General features: G+C 36.7%; 15 protein-coding genes. 12 read left to right on the top strand and 3 right to left on the bottom strand.

Going from position 1 to position 18,501, the window contains the following annotated elements:
- From WC593_06685 to WC593_06675, 3 genes are all read left to right on the top strand, one after another.
- Window positions 1-330: tetratricopeptide repeat protein (locus tag WC593_06685; protein MFA4824831.1), on the top strand; the 330-nt coding region annotated here is incomplete at its 5' end.
- A gap of 1,562 nt (window positions 331-1,892) precedes the next feature.
- Window positions 1,893-3,230: a hypothetical protein gene (locus WC593_06680; protein MFA4824830.1), complete on the top strand. Its 1,338-nt coding sequence runs from the start codon at window positions 1,893-1,895 to the stop codon at window positions 3,228-3,230.
- Between the two features lie 134 nt (window positions 3,231-3,364).
- Window positions 3,365-3,904, top strand: a complete 540-nt coding sequence (locus WC593_06675) for a hypothetical protein (protein MFA4824829.1) — start codon at window positions 3,365-3,367, stop codon at window positions 3,902-3,904.
- Window positions 3,905-4,103: 199 nt separating this feature from the next.
- Here WC593_06675 and WC593_06670 read toward each other — a convergent pair whose 3' ends face one another.
- Window positions 4,104-4,481: a hypothetical protein gene (locus tag WC593_06670; GenBank protein ID MFA4824828.1), complete on the bottom strand. Its 378-nt coding sequence runs from the start codon at window positions 4,479-4,481 to the stop codon at window positions 4,104-4,106.
- Window positions 4,482-4,805: 324 nt separating this feature from the next.
- On the opposite strand from WC593_06670, the gene WC593_06665 reads away from it, so the two are divergent.
- Window positions 4,806-5,063 (top strand): winged helix-turn-helix domain-containing protein, encoded by a 258-nt coding sequence (locus tag WC593_06665; GenBank protein ID MFA4824827.1) that lies wholly within the window; start codon window positions 4,806-4,808, stop codon window positions 5,061-5,063.
- 249 nt (window positions 5,064-5,312) lie between these two features.
- On the opposite strand, the gene WC593_06660 is transcribed toward WC593_06665, so the two are convergent.
- A complete protein-coding gene (locus WC593_06660) occupies window positions 5,313-6,131 on the bottom strand; it encodes a hypothetical protein (GenBank protein ID MFA4824826.1) in 819 nt (272 codons plus the stop codon).
- Window positions 6,132-6,405: 274 nt separating this feature from the next.
- On the opposite strand from WC593_06660, the gene WC593_06655 reads away from it, so the two are divergent.
- The 3 genes from WC593_06655 to WC593_06645 are packed head-to-tail and all read left to right on the top strand — an operon-like array spanning window position 6,406 to window position 8,976.
- The gene (locus WC593_06655) at window positions 6,406-7,689 is read left to right on the top strand and encodes an HNH endonuclease signature motif containing protein (GenBank protein MFA4824825.1); all 1,284 of its coding nucleotides are present in this window, start codon (window positions 6,406-6,408) and stop codon (window positions 7,687-7,689) included.
- Window positions 7,670-8,299 (top strand): class I SAM-dependent methyltransferase, encoded by a 630-nt coding sequence (locus WC593_06650; GenBank protein MFA4824824.1) that lies wholly within the window; start codon window positions 7,670-7,672, stop codon window positions 8,297-8,299. Before WC593_06655 ends, WC593_06650 begins: the two co-directional genes overlap by 20 nt.
- Window positions 8,296-8,976 carry a methyltransferase domain-containing protein gene (locus tag WC593_06645; GenBank protein MFA4824823.1) on the top strand — a complete coding sequence of 227 codons (681 nt, stop codon included), beginning with the start codon at window positions 8,296-8,298 and terminating at the stop codon, window positions 8,974-8,976. Before WC593_06650 ends, WC593_06645 begins: the two co-directional genes overlap by 4 nt.
- Window positions 8,977-9,484: 508 nt before the next feature.
- Here the strand turns inward: WC593_06645 and WC593_06640 are convergent.
- A complete protein-coding gene (locus WC593_06640; GenBank protein MFA4824822.1) occupies window positions 9,485-10,366 on the bottom strand; it encodes a hypothetical protein in 882 nt (293 codons plus the stop codon).
- Window positions 10,367-10,500: 134 nt separating this feature from the next.
- Between WC593_06640 and WC593_06635 the strand changes: the two genes are divergently transcribed.
- The 5 genes from WC593_06635 (at window position 10,501) to WC593_06615 (ending at window position 18,409) form a co-directional block, all read left to right on the top strand.
- Window positions 10,501-11,283, top strand: a complete 783-nt coding sequence (locus WC593_06635) for a (5-formylfuran-3-yl)methyl phosphate synthase (GenBank protein ID MFA4824821.1) — start codon at window positions 10,501-10,503, stop codon at window positions 11,281-11,283.
- Between the two features lie 148 nt (window positions 11,284-11,431).
- Window positions 11,432-13,942 (top strand): hypothetical protein, encoded by a 2,511-nt coding sequence (locus tag WC593_06630; GenBank protein ID MFA4824820.1) that lies wholly within the window; start codon window positions 11,432-11,434, stop codon window positions 13,940-13,942.
- A gap of 5 nt (window positions 13,943-13,947) precedes the next feature.
- A complete protein-coding gene (locus tag WC593_06625) occupies window positions 13,948-14,454 on the top strand; it encodes a hypothetical protein (protein MFA4824819.1) in 507 nt (168 codons plus the stop codon).
- Between the two features lie 72 nt (window positions 14,455-14,526).
- On the top strand, window positions 14,527-16,377 hold the full coding sequence (locus WC593_06620; GenBank protein ID MFA4824818.1) for an AAA family ATPase: 1,851 nt from the start codon (window positions 14,527-14,529) through the stop codon (window positions 16,375-16,377).
- On the top strand, window positions 16,370-18,409 hold the full coding sequence (locus tag WC593_06615; GenBank protein MFA4824817.1) for an ATP-dependent helicase: 2,040 nt from the start codon (window positions 16,370-16,372) through the stop codon (window positions 18,407-18,409). Before WC593_06620 ends, WC593_06615 begins: the two co-directional genes overlap by 8 nt.
- The last annotated feature ends 92 nt before the right edge of the window (window positions 18,410-18,501 follow it).

The raw sequence follows: 18,501 nt of genomic DNA, 5'->3' as shown, positions 1-18,501 counted from the left end.
ATCCTCAACGATCAGGGAAAGTATTCCGAGGCCATCGCAGCCTGTGACCAGGCATTGAAAATTGACCCGGACAATGCCAATGCATGGGCCACGAAGGGAAGTGTCCTCAACAATCAGGGAAAGTATTTCGAGGCCATCGCAGCCTGTGACCAGGCATTGAAAATTGACCCGGACTATGCCGATGCATGGGCCACGAAGGGAAGTGTCCTCAACAATCAGGGAAAGTATTCCGATGCTATTGCAGCCTGTGACCAGGCATTGAAAATCGATCCAACGAATGACGATGCCAAAAAGGAACGAGACAGAGCGCAATCAAAACTCAAATCCTGAATTTATTATCACGATCCATACCACCGGCTCCGGATGATCCCGGAGATCAGACTATTTTTTTTGAACCGGCCCGATTGTTGAACTGTTCAAAAAAACACCGGGGAATTTCATATCCCAAAAACCCCTCTTTGGGCCGGAACATAAAAGCCAGCCCACCCCGGAATAGCGGGATAAAATACGGGTCGCAGTGCGATATCTGAGAAGGCCAACTGCCTGTTCGTACCTGATAAATTCGCATGCAACAGTGAATGTGACCTCATGGCCTGTCAGGGGATGCAGCCCGGTGTGCCGGGGGCCGGCGCGGGGAGACCAATTCCAATCCTTTATCCCGCGACAGGAAAAAACCTATTTTATTACCGAAGATGGAAAATTTGCCCTGAAATTCTTTCAGATGCAAAAAAGGATACAGCCGGAAAAATGAATACCTGACAAATGGGGAAACTATTTCGAATCAGTAAGATATTCTCCATCACTCCCATCTTCATTCACAAACCACAAAGGAGGTGATCACACAATGGGAAAAGGTTGAGGCCACGGTCACAGCTCAAACGATGACCGGTCCAATTCGATGAACCTGAACAACGACGCATATGATTCGACGATGGATAATCATGCGGACCAGTTGAACCCCAACAACGACAAGTATGAGGGGGACGATGAGGACTAATTCTCACTTTTTTATCACAGCTCATTGATTGGAATACCCAGGCGTTATCGGTAATATCATTTTCTCGGATGTAAAAACAATATTTTCTTCAAAACCGTCAGGAAGCCCATTTCCTTTCAGAAAAAACGCATACCTAAGGTAAAACCCGTTACCCCTCTTTTTCGCTATCTAAATACTGCTAATTACTGCCTCATGTTTTCAGACGTGAAAATGACCCGAAAACCCTGAATTATTCCCTAATTTTCCCGAATTATTCCTTCTGTTTCCGGAAAAACAGGGAATCGGAGCCAGTACAGGACGTATTTTGGAAGTACTCTGAAATAAGGGATCACTGACAAAAGGCCGGTATCCATTGAGGTCCCTGATGTGTAACATTTATTCGGATCAGAAAAATGGGAACCGTCACAGAGGCCCTCCGGTTCATTAAAATTACCAAGACAAGGTAAAACCCGTTACTCCTCTTTTTCGCCATCCAAATACTGCTAATTACTGCCTCATGTTTTCAGACGTGAAAATGACCTGAAAAAACTGAATTATTACCGCATTTTCCCGAATTATTCCCTCTGATTCCGGAAAAACAGGGAATCGGAGCCCGTACAGGCGTTATTTGGGGGTACCCTTACTGACCGTCAGGTAGGCTGCCGGATAGAAAAACTCCCCTGTTACCGGTTCCCTGATCGGTAGAAAAACGCGTTAGAAGGAATAAATGCACCCTTTTTAAATCGCTAACCGTGGACAGCCGGGGGTTGTCCCGAAAAGGACGGGTTCACCGGGCGACGAAACTCTGTTGAACCCGGTCCTGCCCGCAGGCATGTGAGTGTTATCTTCCGATCATTTTGAAGGTTTTCACCATACCTTCGAACGCAGGCTATCGACAAAAAGGAGGATTGAAAAAATGCAACTACGAAAACTAAGCATCGTCATGCTGGCATTATTGCTGGCGGCGATGGCGCTTGTACCGATGGTGAGTGCGGGAGAAAACACAACCAATTCTGGTGAATTGGGTACAGTTATAACACCACATCATGAAATTTCAGACGATTATCTTAAGGATATGAAACCTGCTCAATGGTTGCCAGAATCGAAGATGATTACTTTTGTTCTCTCTACAAAAACAGTTGCAAAAGTCGATCAAAAGCCTAAACCAAATATCATCAATCTTCCCATAGAATATCTGGATTCCAAATCTACATTTTCAAGCACCAAAGAAGCTCCGAGCTTTTTTATAGAGAACAACCTTGCGTCGGATGAGAATATTATCCTCGTCCGAATGCCTCAGGAAATGTACCAGCAGTTTACAAAAAACGCACAAGATGGGAAGATCGCATTGCCGGCGAACTATTTTTACCGGTATTATGAAAATCTCGATGATCTGAAATCTCGCATGAAACTTGAGGATGATATCCTGGAAATTCTACCCAGTGATACATATCCAGTAGAAAATTCACTTGCGAAATCGAATGAACCAATGAAAAAATCTTCATTCAGTGCCCTGACAGGAACTACCGAAACACAATCCATAACCGGAAGAAATTCTGCATTGGATGAAATATTGCCCCACTTTTACATTGCAAGGGAACATGCCGAACGGATCCATACTGATTATAATTACGACTATTGTATTGGTCAGATCAAGCCCGTCAGCTGGACACTCCTCGGTGCGGGAAATGATCTTTTTACAATTTTCCAGGAGCGGGAGTATAAATTCAACTCCGGTGAATCTATTGAAATTGTTGTAAAACATTGGGACAGAGCCGGCAGTGGAAAGTTGGAATTATTCCCGACAACATGGAGGAGCGGTGCACAATTCCAAATCCCAACATATGATTACGCCTCGTATCCAGGATCCATTTCTATTGAAGAAAACAATCTGCCCTTTTCCTATGGATACCATGTAGGATTTGCTTCCGGGTATTACACGATTAATTTTGAAAATATGGACACATTCACCTGGATTGGGCCGTACAGCGTGACATCTGCCCCGGGCACATCTTCATTTACCGATTTATGGGGATCCAGTGAGTACAAGCGGGTATCAGTCCCCACGACAAATACATTTGAAGCGACAACCGTAGCAACTGATGAATGGGCACGCATAACAGGTGATCCATATTTCCAGTATGCAGTAAATGTATGGACGCAGGTTTCCCCGGAAATAGATCAATTTGTAAGTGTAATCGCTGATACGAATTACGGACGGTACACAACCACGTCCCACGCGGCGTATCCGTGAAAATAATCAAACATTTTTTCATGAAAGGATTATTAATTGTCATGGAAAGGGAAATGGTAAAACAGGAGTTAAAGGAAAAAACCAGAGAACTTGATTGAGAAAATGTCCTGATTCACTGGATTAGGAGAATTGTTTTGATAAAAATGAAAATTCCGGTATTAAATCAAAAAGAAATTGCCGTTCTGTGTATCCTCATTATCTTGGGAATTACTGGTTGTTTCATTGCTTACGGGATCTTCTTTCAAAGTTCCAATCAAACATCAGGAAATTCTTCTTCGAAAGAAACCAGCCTCGTGCAGGATCAAAAAGTGATTGATGCAAATTTCGAGATACAGGAGTGGAACTTTAATTATCCACGCTGGATGGTACTCGTTCACCTGACAAATAATGAATTAAAAGATTTTCCGGATCTTGAGAAAGCCATGCATGGTGTAAATCCAGATCCGAATGCCTGGCAGAACGATCATCGTGTTGCGGCATGGTTCGATGGAAATCAGAGTGACTTTATCAGATTTCATAATACCGCGTGGAAGAATCAGACAATTGCAGAGTGTTATCCCTGTACGCCCATCTACGAATACCACGGGCAATATTATACGATATCTTTCAACGAAATCGGATCCCATAGTCTTCCCGGCTGCGAGCGGGGGAATTATAACTGCACTCCTCAATGATTGTGTTCAGGGTCTGCTGGACAAAAAAAATTTGATTAACTCTCCAGCTCGCGTTCGAAATTTTTTTAAGAAACTCCGCAACCAGACACCCCGCCATTCTCTCGGGAGTTACCGAAGTATTCTACCTGAATGTTATGGTAAAATAACGGGCAATCAATTTTTCAGGATAGCAGGGACTCCCCATCCAGGCCCTGCTGTGCTATACCAGTGTTGGATCGATCTTCTTTGCATTCTCAAAGCTGATCGCTGATTCATTGAACTGTTTCATATTCCGGAGCGTAGTTCCTTTTCCATACCAGCAGATCCCATTCCGGGAGTCCAGTTCCAGGCCACGGTTATAACTTTCAAGTGCTGTTTCGTACTGGCTGAACGCATTGTTGTAATACATGCCGCGGATACACCAGGCCGTTGCATTTCCGGGATCTGCCACAACCATCCGATCGAAATATTCCTGGCTGGCATTCGTGCGGTCTGCGGCTTGCACACGGTCTAGTCCTGCTGTCGCGGGATTATTTGTGACACACCCGGACGTGACGAGGACGAATAAGAATATTGAGAGAACCGGTAACAACCTCACAGGTGATATTCGGATGTGCGGGGAATTAATTTTTTGTAAATCCATTCTTGATTCCTGCCATTAAAAATGGGGGAGATCCCGACGAATGAATCTCCCCGATGCGGTGTCTGGTGAAGTCCCTTTTTGAGCGACGTTGTTCCACATCGGAACAAGAGTTTAAAGCCGGGGGTGGCCACTCCGGGATTTTTCACATCCACTTTTATTCGATTTTTTTCACCAGGCACCGGAGTGAGTATTGGGCGGGGGAGGGGATAAAATTTGCTACGTATGAAATGTGCATTTACTACGTAAATTCATCACATTAATTTCCCCATTTTTCTTCAGATGTTTGACTTGGTGAGTTTTGTCGGGAGAGGACGGACCAGAAGACAGGTACTCAAAGCCCTTACCAAACCCAGCTCACCAACGGATCTTGCCAAACAGCTAGATAACGACCGTTCAACTATCAGCAGAGTCATGATTGAACTTACCGAAAAGGGACTCGTTGAGTGCCTGACCCCGAATGAGCGGATGGGACGTTATTACCGAATCACAGAGACTGGGAAGAAAGTTCTTGCGATTATTGAGGGGAAAGGGGAATGATTTTCTCCGGAGATTTGGGAATCATTAGGCTTCCGCCCTTTCCAGAACTTGGGTAATGGTGCACAGCGGAGCGTTGCAGACCCCGGAGTGTAGCTGAGGGAAGGGCGGGATGAGATGAATTGAGAACGAGGTTGGTTGTGAGGGATTATGAAAGCGGGATTCATTGATCCGAAAATCGAAAAATCAAAATGTAATCTCAAATCTTTTAGTATAAATTTCTATCAGATTCGTAAATTAAGAGGACTCTGGTTAAAACTTTTTTGAAAAATTATACTTTTTTTCAAACTGAGACAATTGATTCAATAGATTGTCTCGTACGCCTCTATGCCACCAGATCCAAAATTCGATTCCTACAACGTAACCGCCGAGCAAAACTACCGGCATAACATTTGGTGAATCTATCTGAGCAATTTGGGAAATATTGTTATTAAAAAAAATTGAATAGAAGAAAATGAAAAGAATACTCCCAGCAGCAGTTTGAAATCTTTTATTTTGCCACTTACCATATAACCAGCTCGAAGAAATTTTTAATTTTTCATAATTTATGAAATCATTATCATTTTTATATTTTTGAAAACTCTCGCAAATCGAATTATGGTATAGTTTTTTTAAATATCTCCATCCAACATAATTTAAAATCAAGAAAACCGTTAAGGCAGATAATAATATTTGATAATCCCTATGATAAAACAAAGCAAACCCGAAAATAATTATCAGAACCAAACAGATTGAAAAACCAAGAATTGGAATTTTTCCTGAATTTGGGGGCATAACGAATGTATTTTTTTGTGATTCGATATCTCGTTTCACACCCCAAAACCAAGCAGCATAATAAATGGCTAAAATTCCCAAGACAACATCACTGTAAATAGTGGAAATCGCTTTTGAAAAAATTAAAACACCGATTATTTTGAATCCTAAAGTGAAAATACTGATTATTCCAAAAATTGCCGCCAAAATGATTAGAAGAACTGTGGAATAATCCTGAGCTTTTTTAAAAAAAGTCTCTGTTTTTTTAATGTTATCGTCATCCCAATAATCGATGTTTTCGAGATCCTTATCCGCCATATATTTATTTTTGATATAACATTTATTATAATTGTCTATTTTAGATTTTGTATTTTTAAAAGGCAAATAATTAATTTGTTTATCTAATGACCGAACATGTTCGCAAAAATATTGAAACAATATATGGCCAGGACTGATAAGTGAATAAACGGTAATACCCGATACAACTCAAACAATAGAAAATTCGGATGGTTGGTTACCTAAAAAAATCAAACATTAAAAAAAATGAAAACCAAAAATATATTCTATTAATAACTCTTGAATATTTATTTGAATGATAAAAAAATCGAGAACTCAAATTCCTCAAAATAGTTCTGCAGAAATCTTGTTTAAATCAGATAGAACATGTTGTGTTTGTAGGGATAAAAGCAAACCAGTTCAAATTCATCATATAGATGAAAATCCAGATAATCATGAAATAAAAAATCTTGCAGTTCTTTGTCTTGAATGTCATAATAAAACTCAAATTCATGGCGGTTTTGCTAGAAAATTAGATTCAGATCAAATTAAGTTATATCGTGATAACTGGCATAACTTGATCGCTCAACAGAGATCAATAAATAGTAAAACTCCGGTTGTTAATAATGAACTTATATCTAACAAAATTGATGAAATAGACAAAATAACGTATCCCGAAAATTGTAAAGGTTTTTACATGCCTTTTTGTGATTCTGAAGTTCAATATCGATACTTTGGTTTAAATTCTGCAATGCTTAATATCGATTTTCTCGATGAGATAGAGTATTGTTTTCGGTTATTATGTATTTATAAACGCCCTACAGATAAAATCTGTGTCTCAATAACGTCATTTGTCCAATCACCCGAGACATTAACTTTATTTAAACGGTATGCTGACTCAAATTTTTTGGGGATTATTTCATGTAAAATGAATCTTTCCAGGTATTTCCAGAATAAAATGTCTGGAATTGAATTAAATGAATTAAAAAAAAATTTCCCATACAATAGATATTTTGATCGCGAAGTCCAGAGCACTGTTAACGAATTGTTGAATAAAAAAACTATAGCAATAATTGGAAAAGATAAAAAAAATGAACGAGACTTCGCAAACTCTTGGGTTAAAATGGTGAATGAATCGTATAAAGTGCCAGACCTCATCAATGACGAATTTATTGATGCCATACTGGGAAGAGGTATAAGATTTGTATGGGAGAATGTAGAATCTGAATTAAAGAAAAGAAATGTAAATGATAATAATAGATGTGGTGCATTAGATCTAATCCTTAAATGTTACTTGAATCAATTTAAGTCTAATTTTATTTTTCCCACTGGTTTTAACTACAATAACACTGAGATAGACAACAATGTAGGGTCTGAAATGAATTATTTTTACTTTCCTGCTCTTAAAAAAAGGCATGAAAAATATGAAGATACAATCAGACACCTAACACCAAATCAGTTTGTAGAATTTGTTACGTCGAAAAACGTTTCTCAATTAATGATGTGTGATGGTTGTGGTTCTTTAAAATTAAACAGATTTAATGATCTATTGAAAAAATATAATAAAAAGGTTATGTTGGATGCTAAATACTTGGGATGATTATCCGGAATTCAAGGCAACAACACCATTTGATATATTATATTTTAAACAACTAATACCTAAGAGTTTTAAGATACTTGAATTAGGGTGTGGCTATGGTCGTATACTATCTCTTCTTGAAAACGAAGGATATTTTAATCTGACAGGTATTGACTCTTCAATAGTTCAATTAAATAGAGCAAAAAAAATACTCTCCAAAACAGAATTAATCAATTGTGATATTAGATTATTAGATTATCCCCAAAATGAATATAATGTAATCATCGCATTAGGAGTTTTAGACTGTATTCTCTTTATGGAAGATATAAAAAATGTGATTCATAATATTAGGTTGAGTTTAAAATCAGACGGATATCTTTTTGTAAATATGTATTCTAAAAACAGCGACACGTTATCATTAGAGAAATATAATTTAAGTGAAGAGATTTACGGTGAAAATGGGATAATTCTTGGAAATAGTGGAATAATGTTCCATCATTATAATGATGAAGATATATTTTCATTGTTCTCTGATTTTGTTATACTTCGATCCGAACATAAAAAATTCTGGTCATTCAATCAAAAAAAACAAGTGAATGGTCTTTCCTTAGTATTACGAGTCAAAAAATGAACTCCAAGTGGAAATTTGATTTAACTATCGCACCAATATTCAATGATCATATTTCACGTTCAGTACCATATTATATTGATATGCATGATATAATTAGCGATTATATCAAACTTCATCCTAAAGAAAAGATTATTATTACTGATATCGGTGGAGCAACTGGATATTGTATTCGTGAAATTAATGCGAAAATAGGGTTTTACCATCCCACATATTATTATATTGATAGTTCCGAAGATATGCTTATACAAGCTAAGCGTGAATGTTGTGGGATAGATAACATCCACTACATTTTTGGCGATCTTATTGATATAGAGTTACCACATTCTGACATCGTCTTAGCGGTATTTACACTACAATTTATTCCAATACCTTTGAGAAAACATTGCTTAGAAAAGATATATTCTGCACTCCCCCCAGGAGGCCTTTTTTTCCTTAGTGAAAAAGTATGCAGTCCGTATAAAGACATTGAGTCGAATTTTATTAAATTACATTACGACATAAAAACAAAAAATGGATTTACTGATGAAGAAATCATTCGAAAAAAAGAAAGTCTTATTGATGTGATGTGGACTTTGCCACCTGACAAATATATTTCTGAGCTGTCTAGCATAGGTTTCTCAAAAATTGAAATCTTGTTTAAGTGCCTTAATTTTTTATGCTTCCTATGTGTAAAATAGACAAGAAGAAAATATCTGTAATTCTTTTTCAGGATCTCATTCGAGGTAAACTTGACCTTATTGGCCCGATATACAGATACCCATTGTTGCCTTAGCTTTAGATAAAAAATAAACTCATATATCAGGGAACTGTAATCGGGAGTGAGAGAGGGTAGCGTAACACGACTTGCTGAAATATGTGAAGAATCCCTATATCCAACAGTGAATTTGGAAAATAAAAACGAACTGGGCGATGAATCTAAGAGACATCGTAATAAATTATCTTACCGATAACGAGAAGGGAATGCAACCATTCATTAACAAGAATATTTTCATCAAAACGATATTTTGCATGCATTAGATGGGGTATCCGGAATGGAAAGAAACCGTGGTGCCTCACTGGAATATTGCAAGATGGATACACTGGCGATGGTGAAGTTGCATGAAGTCCTTTATAATTTGAGAATTCCTGACTTGAACTGATCATTTCGAATTATATCCACTAATATACAAGGGGGAGAATAATTTTTCATTCCCGCGGCATATTAAAAATCAGCCAGTCCTCATTTTCAATATATTTTTTTTGTTCCAAATTATACTTAAGAGGAATTTTACAATTTAATCCCTCCAAATAGGGTAAAAGCGGCCGTTTTGGAGGATATTTATCTTCCCGTTCATCTAAGGCACTATGTTCCCAGCCAAATTTTTTCATATAGGGCTTAAAGCCAAAACCATCGAAGAAGTAATGACCATCCAGTAATGTCATATACCACATGCTGGGGATTCCTCCAGTATTGGGTCGAAGAGGAATTTCCTCACAAAGTTTATCAAGAATTTTTTTCCCGTCACAATCATTTTTTTTCTCAAAGTGATTCTGTAATTTCTCCAAAGAAGGAAAAATGACTGGCGGGCTGACAAAGAGAACCGGCTTTTTTTGCAGGCTAGCCATCACAATCTCATGCACAGTACCGACACTGTAAATGTTTGTGGGAGCAAATGCGATGAGAAAATCACTAGTATCCACCATTCGCAGATCTATGTGCATGGTGGGCCAGAACTCCACATTCAGTGAAGCACGGAGGCAATCTCCATCAACAGAATCTTCAAAAGACCAGGTATTCCGCTTTTCTGCTGAGAATTCATCCTCTTTGCCATAATGATGCATACCAATTACTTCGGGTTTATTCCAGGGATCGTAAACCTTGGTACCAAGTGACTTCACAAACTGAGCGACCCGTGTACGCCATCCGGTTTTCTTCTCTTCAGCTCGGGATGCAACAAAATCCATCGGTCCCGATAAGTATACCGTTGCACCAGCCAAGATGTGCTCTTTCTTATTTAAAAAATCAGAACGGTTGGCTAATTTCATTTGGAGTGACTCATCATTCAAATTGCATTTTTTTTCAGACATATTCTCTCCATTCTTTGACGTAATTACAATCCTTGTTTTAGCTCATCTTTGACATAAATCCCTGAGCCCCGATGGATCTAAAATTTTTATTTATCATTGTGTAGTATTCGTAGAATATTTTATTTTTCTATCTGATGTTCTTGAAAATATATTCCCGAGAATTTAAAAGTAATCAAGTTGAGAGAGAAAATATGCAAAAATTGCTGATTAGTGTTCGAGGTCCAAAAGAAGCCATCGAAGCTGCAAAGGGTGGTGCTCATATTGCTGATGTCGAATATCCAATATCCGCTCTTGGAACACCATACCCACTAAATATTGTTGCCGTTCGCAATAGGCTAAACAAGGACGGTTACAATAAAGTTCTTATTTCAACGAATATCGGCGAGAAACAACATGATCGTGCTTCAACCTGCCAGGCAGCACTTGGGGTAGCGACAGCAGGAGCAGATATTATCAAATGCGGCTTGGCAGAGTTGCCATTACAAGCTGCAATATATCAGGGACAATCGTTGGTTCGCACGGTGAAATTTTTTTATCCTAAGAAGAAAGTGATCCCTGCGGTTTTTGTAGACAAAGATTTGAAACGATTCTTTGAGCCTTTTAAAGAAAGCCATGAACTTGTTACCGAAATAAAAGCGGATGGGATTCTTTTAGATACTTATAATAAATCGATGGGCAGGGGATTATTGGACTCCTGTACTCTCCAGGAAATCGCAGATTTAGTCTCTACTTTTCACAATTCGAAAAAAGAGGTTTGGATTGCAGGTTCTATTACTCTTAAGGAACTTCCAGAGCTCTGGGCTACTGGGGTTGATGTTATTTGTGTTAGAGGAGCTGCATGTGAACAAAAAGCCACAGGTCGTTTTGGGGAAGTGAAAGCGAAAATCGTTTCTAAACTTGTGGAGACAATGCTATAGTGCAATATTCAATTGTGACGATGGGCTGTGAAAAATAAAACCACAAGACATATAATTAAATTTTGATGATATTCTTTCATACGATTTCATAAAGATTTATTTCTCTAAAGAGTCTGTATTGATATTTCTCGCCAAGAATGAGTGAAAAATGTTCGAAAAAAATAATGAAAAATTTTGGAATGCGAAAGAAGTAAATTTTGGATACTTCACTGATCGGTGGAAATCTAGGGGTAAATCACAACTAAAATATTATCTTGAAGCTACCTCGTTAAACGATCTTAAGCAAATTCATCAATATTTACAATTATCAACACCACCTTTTGATGATCAAACAAATTACATTGATTCTATTCTTACTTCTCCGCAAGCGGTACAACTATTATTTCTAGAAGATTTTTTGAGAAGATTTAGAAAAAGCGTAATCGATTATCTGAAAAAAAATTATTCGACTATAAACATCGAAGACAGAGAATTCTTTCTTTTGTTCAAGTTATTAATCGATGATTCTCAAGATCATTTATTGAATATCTTTGTTTATCATAATTGGAATGCTGCATCTACGGGAACAATTTTCAATCCATTAATAACTGCAAATCCTTTTCCAATCAACATATCTTCCCAATTCCTTAACGGGGCAAATAATTTTGCAAAAAAACTTACAACAAAAAATTGGTATGATGGGCCAAAAAAAGTCCGATATATTGGAGCTTCAGATTCGATTTTCATTTTTGATAAGCAGATTGGTGATAAATTAGTTCAGACAACATCCGGACACAAACGTTTAAAACCATCAAAATACGTGCTTATCAAAGTTCAGCCGAACGGGGTGGAAATTCGGGAGATACGGGGGGGTCGAAGCAAATACATCGCAGAAAGCATTAAAAAAATTCTTGAAAATCAATTTTCTACGGAACTAATTGATGAAGCAGAAACAACTTCGAATGGAAATCTCGAAACATTTTTAGGACGGCTACGAAATCCTGACAGTCACGACGAGTTTGAGATAATATTGCTGAAAACAAAAAGATCAAAACTTGATCAAGGTACCCCAATTGAAATCGGCAATTTTAGCGTAAGTAATGATATTTCAATTGCAATTTCCGAATTAGTTGATAAAGATGTAATATCTATTGAGAATCTTTCCGACATTGACAAATTCGCAATTAGTTATTCAAAAACCCGAAAGAATGGAAAAAGAAAGTACGTCTTAGTTAAAGAACTAGAGAATGGAGCTTTGGAACTTGAAGTGAATAATAAAGAACTCAAAGACGTAGATCGTCAAGAGTTTTCAAGGATTTTTTTGGAAAGGTTTGGCATCCGATTGAACATTCCATTAGATCCAACCAACTTAGCACCAAATCAGCAAGCAATTTACAACTATTTACTTTCAGAAAAACGCGTCATTAATCCGAAATCTTTCCAGATCGTCTCAATCGATAAATTAAAACAATCAAATATAATAACCGCAATAAAGGAATTTAGATTGCGTTGTTTAAACGGAAATTGTGGTCACACAGCATATTCCCCCAATGAGTTACAACGATGCCGTGATTGTGAAGCTGAGACCCACAAGGTTCATGATTCATATAAACTTGAATTATCCGAGAGAGGAATCCAGAATTACTTTTTGGATCTTATTCGTCGAAGCAACAAATTTTTATTTCAGAGACAACGGAAAATTCAGATTAAAAATACAAAATTTACCCTATTTGAGATTCAGATAAACAACAAACCGATTTTTGTTTATTTGAATTTTAAACGACTATCAAAAACATCTTTAGATTATCTAGTTCGATCCGGTTTACCAATCCTGTTTATCAATATCGCACGTGTTGCGAATTCGACAGAAATGCAAGAAAAATTGTTCGAACAAATTGAACTCAGCGAAATCCTTGTCGATGAAGAAAAGGGTTTACAAAAAATTGAGGAGAAAATCGAAAAACTGCTGTTATACTCTTCAGATAGAATTTCCAACGCGGCTCGTAGCTCATATATTAATATCAAGGCTAAAATTTCCTTACTCACAGATTATTCTCCGAAAGAATTCGAAACGGATGTATTCAATATATTTAAACAGATTTTTCCTAGTGCCTACAAAGCGGGTGGACCCTTTGTCCCCGAAGGATTCGTCGGTCTGGAGTTCAAAACCCGTCAGAGCCATAAGCGAGTTTTTGCATGGGACTGCAAACTGGCGATACAAGCGACCTATGATCTAGATCGAGCTGAAATTAACAAAGCTTGGGGGTATATCCGTGCAGCACTCGAATCCGAAGAGTTAAAGAATTTTAATAAAAAAGTTGATCATTATCTGATAATTTCTAATTCTGTTGACCATGGCAATTTCAAGAACTTTGCTACGTCATTAAATCGAAAAAGAAAATGGGATGGTGAAAAAAGCGTAGTAAACTTCCATTCAGATGCCATTATTGAACTCCATGAACTAAATGCTAGGTATCAACAAGAGATTTTACGGAGGCCAAATTATTTTTATGAAGAATTTTTTAAAATGCTTCTAAAGGTTGATGCTGAAAGCGGATATTGTGATATTCAAAAAAGCAATATTTCTGAGTTATTTCAAAAAGTGATTTCTCTTGATCCTGAGGTTGATGAGCTGAATGGTGAAGGGGTAGCCGATCACTTACGTCGTGATGAAGATTGAATTTCATGAATGATGCAAGAGTAATTTCAAACGAATTGCCTCATGAATTGAAGAAAGATCTAATTCACAGACCAAAAACCGGCTTACGGAAAGAAATTCATTGGACAGACTTTATCATAGTTCACGCGATATTTTCATACATGGGGGGTCAGAAAGTTGATGCGGATATTGCTAGTCACTTGGAAGCGATATCAGAGAATTGTTATCGCAGGCAAAAAATCCAGCAAGGAATCTCTGACCTCATTCAAAATGCTGCATTAAGTGCAGAACCCAATAAAAATCTCTTAAAAGATCTTCAAAAGTTAGATTCCGCATTTAACGATTACAATCAATATATCGACATTCATGTCGAAAAAATAATGAGTTGTATTGAAAAATCTCCGTTGGTTGAAAAGGCCATAGAGCGGAGAAAATCTGATAATAAGTCGCTCATTCGAACATATATTCCACATAAACAGGAGTTTGCTTCAGAAGGTTTCACAAAAGCAAGTAATTTGAAGAAAGGTGAATGAATTGCATCGTTTTTGAACAATCAAATCGTAAGTTCAATAAATTATATTTGTAATTATCAATATGGGAATTTTATGTTTCTAAAAAAAATCTCAATCTCTGGTTATAAAAATTTTAATGAAAATTTTGAGATCTCTTTTTCTTCCGGTCTAAACGTTCTTGTTGGAGAGAACGGAGTTGGAAAAAGTTCGATTATCGATTCCATTCGATTATTATTAACTGAAGATGAATATGGTCGCTATGGAATTTCTGAAAGAGATTTTCATAGACCATTTGCCAAAGATGCAATAGCCTCAAAAAAAATAAAAATTGTGGCCCATTTTGAAGATTTATCAGAACATGAGCAAATTGCATTTTTACCATGGAGAGATGATGAAAAGAAAGCTCGGCTTTCTCTGATAATTGAAGACACTCAAAACAACCGTGGACGATATAATCGAAAGATGTGGGGCGGAGTTTCCCAGAGTACTCCTTATGAAAAAGAATTAGTTGATTTGATTAATTGCATTTACCTACCACCATTACGAGATGCTGAGGCAAAACTACGTGAAGGTCGAGGTTCACGGTTAGCACGTTTAATTTTAAACCTAAATAAAGATGAAACTAGCAAAGTAGGATTAGAAAAAAAAGTGAATGCATTTTATAGTGATATTGCTGGCGATAAAAACGAGACGATATACAAAGCAAATGAATTAATTAAAAAGAGTCTTGAAGAGGCAATCGGATCGGTATTTGGGCAGGATACACGAATACAATTTTCAGAAACAAACTTTAACAGAATTGTTGAAAATTTAAGATTGTTTTTCTTTCCCAAAATTATTCCAGAAGGCCAAGAAGAGACTTATCGAAGTCTTGAAGAAAATAGTTTAGGATACAATAACCTAATTTATCTCGCGACAGTACTTGCAGAATTAAAATATATAAAAGAAATCGGTGCTGATCAACAAGATTTTTTGAAAATATTACTTATCGAAGAACCGGAAGCTCATCTACACCCACAACTTCAGATAAAACTTCTAAAATATCTTCAGAACGAAACCCAAAATTCAACCATCCAAATAATTGTTACAACTCATTCAGCAGTTCTTGCGTCTGCGGCATCAATTGATTCCGTTATTCATCTTGCTTTAGGAGAAAACCGAATTACAATTCCAACACATCTGAAAGATTGTGGATTATCAATTTCCAATAAGGCATTTCTTACACGGTGGCTGGATGTAACTAAATCAACATTACTTTTTTCAAAGGGAGTGATTTTAGTTGAAGGGATTGCTGAAGCGATGGTCATACCAGAAATTGCAAAAATTGTAATTAGAGATTACAATCAAAGGAAACACCAAAATTTTCCAAAAACACTCGAAGAACAAGGGATATCTGTCATCAATATGAATGGGATTTTTTTCAATCATTTTATGCAATTATTTTGTGATCTAAACAATCAAACTCCGCCACCGGTATCAATCCCTCTAAAGTGTGCAGGTATTACTGACAATGATCCAGATTCTGCATTAAAACCCACAAAGACTTCTCCCGCCAAAGGAGAAAATTCTGCGTTGAAATTGATTGAACCTATTGATCGTTCGGCGAATTGTCGTCTTTATCGCAATTTAAAAACATTTGAATATGATTTAGCGATTGAGGGAAAAAATTTGGAACCCATGTGTGAATGTTTTTTAAAAATTTTAGATACCGATGGTTCTGTTCGAAAAACCTTTGAGACATATGTCCGTACTGATTGGACTATTGCGAGCGAGGCAATAAGAACTGATGCCGCATTTGATTTACTTAATAGAGTTAAGGATAACAAAGGGATATTTGCTCAAGTACTTGCGGAATATCTATCGTCAGATGAGAATGTAAAATTTGAAGTTCCAGAATACATCCAAAACGCAATTTATTGGGTATGTGAGATGGAAAATGTCTGATACGAAGCAGGACCTATTTTTTAAAATTTCTGATGTCTTATGCGACAATAATCAGAAAAAATCATCCGAAGAATGCTATTCATTGCATCTTTCGACAAATTCTCCGTGTAATGATTATGGAAAATGTCGGATATGGGACAAAACTCTTGAACAATTACAATATGTCGAATATGATTTGGAAAAAAATAGTTTTTTAAAAGCGTGTCCTGGGAGCGGTAAAACCGAAGTCGTAGGTCTAAAATCAGCCTATGAATTTAAAAAGTGGACCAAAAAAACAAACGGGATTGCTGTTCTAACATACACAAACAAAGCCACTGATGTAATTACTGACAGAGTTCAACAATTCGCAGGGTCATCGGGAATTTCACACCCACATTTCATTGGTACAATAGATAGTTGGATGCACAGATTCATTCTTAATCCATTTGCCCATATAGTGACCAATTATTCTGGAAATGAGGATGATCAAAGCATTCATTTGATTGACAAATCCAGTGCTGCAGGATTCTTGAAAAATAAAAAATTTTCAACACAATGCTCCTGTTTTGATACAGGATGCATCCAAGCAAATGAATTTTATTTTTTAGACAAAAAATGTGATGAAATAGTTTTTTCTTCAGGAAATTTTCAAGTCGATGCTAAAAGAAAAAAAAGTATTGTTAATAGATCTCTGAAAACCGAATTACAACAGATCAAGACAGAATTTTGGAAATCGGGTTTTGTTACACACCAAGATGTGGATATTATTTGCTATAAAATTCTGAATGATAATCCCGAAATATGTAAATTAATATCAAATCGATTTACCATCATCATTATTGATGAGTGTCAAGATTTATCCTCTATTAAACTTGATATCTTTCGTTTATTAAAAAATAGGGGTTCAACATTTCACTTAGTCGGCGACCTTCATCAATCTATTTTTTCCTATAACAATGCGGATTTCACAAAAATTATTCAATTTTCTGAAGAGGAAAAATTTACTATTATCCCATTAACAAAAAACTTTAGAAGCGTTCAATCGATTGTGAATACCTGTTGTAAACTTGTGAAAAACGAGGAAACAATACTTGGATCTGATAATATTCCAAATAAGAATCACTGTCTCATTTTTAGTTATCAAAAAGAAAAGATACATGAGATACCTAAAAAATTTTCTGATTACCTAGTTGTAAACGAATATGATGTAGAAAAATCAGCCATCCTGATAAGAAATAAGTCTAACAAGAATTCATTGATGGGAAGGACAATAACACAAAAAATTATTTTTTCCAAACTAGCACCGACTGCGATATATCTGTGGTCATTCGAAGACATAGAATTCAAAAAAGAATCGCTAACTTATTTTGGATTTTTCTTATCAAAATTTTTATTTCCTAATGAAAAGCGAAACTACAGAAATTTTTATGGCCCAATTGATGTTCCAAATCATCAATGGAGATTATTTCTTGCGAATCTGCTTAACCGTTGCAGCCAACAAGGATCATTAGCCGATTTTACTCAAATTTGGACAGACTGGAGGGTAAAATTTAACGAGAGTTTCCCTGTAATATTTGAGGATATTCGATCTCAATATGAATGGCTTGCATCAGAAACAATTACTGAAAATAATATGATAAAAACCTCACCACCAGGAAATAAAAATTCTCCGGTTATTGAGACAATAAATGACATTAAACACCAAATTGATAAAACAATTGAATTATCAACGATTCATTCAGCTAAAGGAAAAACATTTGATTCAATTTTACTCGTGTCCTCATATCAATCATCTGGCGAAAGAGATACTGGTAGTGGATATTGGCAACATTGGTTAGACATTGATAATGCTAATGGCGAATCAGCACGTTTTGCTTATGTCGCAAGTTCACGTCCAAAATTCTTATTAGCATGGGCAATTTCTGAAAAAGATTATGAAGATCCATCCAAAATTGACCAACTTAAGAATTATGGATTCGTCCCTGCTGGTTCTTTGGGCATAAACGAAGGCTCAACTAATCAAGGGCAACTCAAATTGGAAGATTGGTTTTAATTTAGTCTTGAGCAATTTCACCGTCCACCTCCCACCATTTCCATCTCCCACACCATAAATAAAATCCGGCACAACCCTCATCCCCCTCCCCA

Source organism: Methanoregula sp., from assembly GCA_041645435.1.
Lineage (GTDB): Archaea > Halobacteriota > Methanomicrobia > Methanomicrobiales > Methanospirillaceae > Methanoregula.
This window is presented reverse-complemented; position numbering and strand designations above follow the sequence as displayed.

What these genes read in the sequence shown, in the direction of transcription:
- WC593_06680 (MFA4824830.1), top strand. Translation starts at nt 1,893, where the DNA reads ATGCAACTACGAAAACTAAGCATCGTCATGCTGGCATTATTGCTGGCG.
- WC593_06665 (MFA4824827.1), top strand. Translation starts at nt 4,806, where the DNA reads ATGTTTGACTTGGTGAGTTTTGTCGGGAGAGGACGGACCAGAAGACAG.
- WC593_06660 (MFA4824826.1), bottom strand. Translation starts at nt 6,131, where the DNA reads ATGGCGGATAAGGATCTCGAAAACATCGATTATTGGGATGACGATAAC.
- WC593_06655 (MFA4824825.1), top strand. Translation starts at nt 6,406, where the DNA reads ATGATAAAAAAATCGAGAACTCAAATTCCTCAAAATAGTTCTGCAGAA.
- WC593_06650 (MFA4824824.1), top strand. Translation starts at nt 7,670, where the DNA reads ATGCTAAATACTTGGGATGATTATCCGGAATTCAAGGCAACAACACCA.
- WC593_06645 (MFA4824823.1), top strand. Translation starts at nt 8,296, where the DNA reads ATGAACTCCAAGTGGAAATTTGATTTAACTATCGCACCAATATTCAAT.
- WC593_06640 (MFA4824822.1), bottom strand. Translation starts at nt 10,366, where the DNA reads ATGTCTGAAAAAAAATGCAATTTGAATGATGAGTCACTCCAAATGAAA.
- WC593_06635 (MFA4824821.1), top strand. Translation starts at nt 10,501, where the DNA reads ATGTTCTTGAAAATATATTCCCGAGAATTTAAAAGTAATCAAGTTGAG.
- WC593_06630 (MFA4824820.1), top strand. Translation starts at nt 11,432, where the DNA reads ATGTTCGAAAAAAATAATGAAAAATTTTGGAATGCGAAAGAAGTAAAT.
- WC593_06625 (MFA4824819.1), top strand. Translation starts at nt 13,948, where the DNA reads ATGAATGATGCAAGAGTAATTTCAAACGAATTGCCTCATGAATTGAAG.
- WC593_06620 (MFA4824818.1), top strand. Translation starts at nt 14,527, where the DNA reads ATGTTTCTAAAAAAAATCTCAATCTCTGGTTATAAAAATTTTAATGAA.
- WC593_06615 (MFA4824817.1), top strand. Translation starts at nt 16,370, where the DNA reads ATGTCTGATACGAAGCAGGACCTATTTTTTAAAATTTCTGATGTCTTA.